The following is a 1,220-nucleotide window of genomic DNA, read 5'->3' as shown; positions in this document are numbered from 1 at the left end:
AGCTGCGCTTATGGTGCAACCATAACGGATTGAACCCCCAATATATTCATCAGCGTCAGCCCTATCCGCATTTTGATCTTATCGGCAATAAACAGACGGAAATTTTACGTAAGTACAGCATGAGCGATCAATTAAAACGCTTCGAACTTCAACTCCCAACGAGTACACGCCCATCGTACTAAACCGCAGCTCTCAGAGCTGCGGTACTTTTGTTTTCATACCAGTTAATACCTTGTGTATCCAAATCGCTGACATAGCTCCTTCTCCCATCGCCACAGTCGCTTGCTCGGCATGAGCTCCTAAGTCCCCGGCTACCCATACATTTTCCACATTTGTCATTTTGCTGCGAGGATGAGTTTCAATATGCTTATTATGCAGCAGATGTACACCCAGTTGCTCCGCCAGCTCTGAATGAACGTGATTGCTGCCAAAGGCTAAAAAGCCCCGCTCTGCTCGAACCACATGTCCATCAGCCAGCCGCACTCCTTCAAAACAGCCCCGTTCTCCGGTTATAATCTCTGAAATGGCTGCTTCCTTATAGCCAATCCCTTTTTCCCGCAGCTTTACGATCAGCTCGTCCGGCACCTCTGAACGCTCATGATTGACATAAACAAGTTGATCGGTGCGCGCTGATAAAATCAGAGCCATGGAAGCTCCTGCTTTGCCTGCCCCCATAACGACCGTACTGCGATCCTGAACCTCATAACCGTCACAATCCGGGCATACATATACACTGTTGCCCAAGCAGGCTTGTAACCCATCCAGCTTTGGAAAACGGTCCGTTAGCCCTGTCGCCAACAGCAGCGTTTTTGACGAATAGACGGATCCTGCCTCCACTTGAATGTCAAAAAGCTCATCTCTTTTGGTGGCTTTTACCGCCTTCCCTTCAACAAATTCAGTACCTAGTTTCGTGGCTTCACTACGTCCAAGCCGTCGCAGCTCTTCACCAGAAATTCCGTCAGGAAAGCCCAAAATATTATGATACTGGTGGCACAGCGTAGATCGACCATAGCCCGAATCTATCACTAGAACTCGATGACTGCTGTATCTCCCCAATTGAATCGCTGCTTGCAATCCGGCAATTCCCCCACCAACAATAATGCAATCATAGTTCATCACTTTTCCTCCTTTGAATGCGCGTTATCCTAGACATCTGCATAAAATCGCAATAACACCTATGTAAACTTCTCATCCAATTTTAAACATAATATCACCCACTA

The 1,220-nt window shown here is 47.2% G+C and carries 1 protein-coding gene and 1 pseudogene; one reads left to right on the top strand and one right to left on the bottom strand.

Annotated features, from left to right (window positions below; translation table 11 throughout):
• Window positions 1-182, top strand: a pseudogene (locus tag GRP75_RS30170) (hypothetical protein); the annotation flags it as partial.
• Between the two features lie 10 nt (window positions 183-192).
• On the opposite strand, the gene GRP75_RS27415 reads toward GRP75_RS30170, so the two are convergent.
• Window positions 193-1,116, bottom strand: a complete 924-nt coding sequence (locus GRP75_RS27415) for an NAD(P)/FAD-dependent oxidoreductase (protein WP_160790945.1) — start codon at window positions 1,114-1,116, stop codon at window positions 193-195.
• Window positions 1,117-1,220 lie beyond the last annotated feature (104 nt).

The organism is Paenibacillus sp. OT2-17, assembly GCF_009827695.1.
In the GTDB taxonomy this organism is placed as follows: Bacteria; Bacillota; Bacilli; order Paenibacillales; family Paenibacillaceae; genus Paenibacillus; species Paenibacillus polymyxa_B.
The sequence above is the reverse complement of the archived record's forward strand: the minus strand, read 5'-3'. Positions and strand labels throughout refer to the sequence as shown.

Coding starts and splice junctions, on each gene's coding strand:
- GRP75_RS27415 (WP_160790945.1), bottom strand. CDS start 1,116: ATGAACTATGATTGCATTATTGTTGGTGGGGGAATTGCCGGATTGCAA.